Source organism: Moorena sp. SIO4E2 (genome assembly GCF_010671945.1).
GTDB classification, from domain to species: domain Bacteria; phylum Cyanobacteriota; class Cyanobacteriia; order Cyanobacteriales; family Coleofasciculaceae; genus Moorena; species Moorena producens.
The window spans coordinates 1-2,680 of record NZ_JAAHIE010000816.1; the positions used below are offsets into that span (position 1 = coordinate 1).

General features: G+C 45.0%; 1 protein-coding gene and 1 pseudogene. One reads left to right on the forward strand and one right to left on the reverse strand.

Translation table 11 applies throughout. The features are described from left to right. Nucleotides 1–17: 17 nt before the first annotated feature. On the reverse strand, nucleotides 18–1,367 hold the full coding sequence (locus F6K37_RS37610; protein ID WP_287256127.1) for a histidine phosphatase family protein: 1,350 nt from the start codon (nucleotides 1,365–1,367) through the stop codon (nucleotides 18–20). A 229-nt stretch (nucleotides 1,368–1,596) separates the two neighbouring features. On the opposite strand from F6K37_RS37610, the pseudogene F6K37_RS37615 reads away from it, so the two are divergent. Next, a pseudogene (locus F6K37_RS37615) lies at nucleotides 1,597–2,680 on the forward strand (CPBP family intramembrane glutamate endopeptidase); the annotation flags it as partial.

The following is a 2,680-nucleotide window of genomic DNA, read 5'->3' on the forward strand; positions in this document are numbered from 1 at the left end:
TTGATCGTATTGTTTAGCTACAGCGCACCAGCGGCTGTTTTATCCAATACACCTCCAGATAGGTGTGTGGTGATATTCATCGCTTGCAATACTGGGGCTTTGTCTAAGCCTTGGGGATAATCAATTACGCTGACAGCCCCATTTCCCTGCTTGATATTCCAAATTAATGCTGGACTCAAGCCAAGAATGTCACAAAGTACTACTTTATTGATAGCATCATGAGCCACCACTAAGCCAGTCTGAAATCCTGAACCAGATGCCGTAGCCGATTGAACCATCCCATTCCAGGATGCTACTGCCCTTTCCAAAACATCCTGTAAGTTCTCTCCTTCTGGCATTTGTACCGTTTCTGGGGCAACTTTCCACTGATTGAGCAATTCACCATACTCTTGGGAAATCTCTGATTCTAATTTACCCTCCCATAAGCCATGACTGATTTCCCGGAGTCCATCATCAACTTGTAAATTGACATTGGGGTGAGACTGGAGAATAATTTCAGCAGTTTCCTTAGGACGCAGCATGGGGCTACTTACTGCAAAATCAATGGGTATATCTTTGAGAAACTCAGCCGCCTGATGTCCTTGTTTACGACCATTGTCATTTAAAGGCACATCAATCTGTCCTTGAAAGCGAGACTCACGATTCCAATCGGTTTCACCGTGGCGCACCAACAACAGACGCAACCCTTGGTCAATATCTCCCCTTCTTGGCAAGGTTTCTCCCAAGTGGGAGGTTTGATTGAGGGATTCCAATTGTACGGTTTCTCCCCAACCACCAGTGAAATTGAGTACATTGATACCACAATTGGATTGCCTGATACTATGGTAACGATCTGGAGAAACCCCAATCGCACTGCTAATTAAGCAGCGATTGATACCATTATGGGCTACGATTAAAATCGTACCTCCTTGATAGAGGGGGATAACCTCTTGCCAAAACTGCTGTGCTTGTTTGTATAGTTCAAGCACAGGGAAATGTTCTTTAGACCCGACCGCTGTGGGAATGACCATGGAAAATTCATGGGGACGTTCTTTCCAACGGTGGTACTCTTCTGGGAATTTTTCCTTAACTTCGTTCTTTTTCAGATTTTGCCAAAGGGGTAAATCGATTTCCATCAGCTGATCTGATGGCTGTAACTGGGGAGCGTCTGGCAAATAGGATAGGATAACCTCTGCGGTTTGCTTTGCCCGTTGTAAAGGGGAGCAGTAGATGGCATCAAAGCTGAGGCTACTCAGGGCAGTACCAACTTTTTGGGCATCAGCACGACCAATGTCTGTCAAGACTGACTGATCACTGCGTCCTTGAATGATCTGCTGAGTGTTGTAAGTACTTTGACCGTGACGGACAATAACGACGCGGGTAGCCAATCTCTTATTCCTCCATGAGCAGGTATGTGGTTCAGCTGGGTCAGCTAGGGTGACAAATGTATACTGGGTCTACTGAGATGATTCCGAATCATCAAGGTAATTGTAACCTAGCTAGATCATCCCTAAACTGGCAGTGTAAAGTTGGTGACTAGTTACTTGGTTAGTAGTCCATTGAGCAGCAAAAAACTATGTAACTAATGAGCAAAATGCTTGTGTGTTGGGGGGTTGGATGACTATAAAACGGTTGGTTTTAATTGTACTGACGATTTTTGCGATCGCTAGAATTGGCCTTTCTCTGGTAGAAAGCTGGGGTCAGCCCCAGATTCAAACTAGTCTGGAACTTCGCCAAACCAATCTAGTACTCCATGGCTGGGAGTGGCAGAACACAAACCCTGATTCTGCTACATCTGAGCAGTCTAATCAGGAGTCTAAGGTAGATTGGACTGTGGCTCGTAATGCTTTGATTGGTGCTGAGCCGTTTCAATCTGCTCAAAAACAGTATGAAACAGCCCGTCAATTGGCTCAGACCAATCAGTCAAAGGTCCTGACCAAACTCCAAAAATTTTCCATAGGGAAGGTAACCACACCAAATGATGGAGCGCCATCACAATCACCAGCCACTCCCCTGACCGAAAACTCCTATCCCTCCCAGCAACAGCAATTGCAAGAGTCATTGTCTGACATCGAACAGCTGATTGCTAAGCTGGATTTGCGTATTGGAATTCTCCAAGCTCAACAAGGAAAAACCGATGCTGCTATTGAAACCTGGGATGCACAGACATACCCTAAGGGCTTAGTGGAAACTGCTGGGGTATTAATGGGTCTATGGAGTGAGCCACCTCTGGTACTACCAGATGCTGAGCAAAAAATTGAACAAAACTTAGATAATTGGTTCCGGTATCGCGCGTTGAGTCAGCTGTATCAAGTGCAGCAGCGCCAAAGTAACCTATTATCACTCCAAACCCAAGAACAAGAAACGGCTGAACAAGCAATTGTCAAATTATTCGTTATTGCTGTCATGCCAGGATTTAACACCCTATTGGGTTTGGTAATCTTAGTGTGCTTGGTTGGTCAGTTGTTGTTTCAAGGTAAGCAATCCCTGATAGCAACCAATCATAATGTCCCATGGAAAACAGCTTGGGATGGGGAAATTATTTGGCAAGTGCTGATTTTTGGCTTTTTCGCCATCGGTCAACTCCTGTTACCGCTTTTAATTGGGCTCTCACTGGGGATTGTTGGGATTAACCCAGCCAATTTTACGGTACAGATGAGTGCTTTCTATGTGTTGCTAACTTACCTAATCATGGCATTTG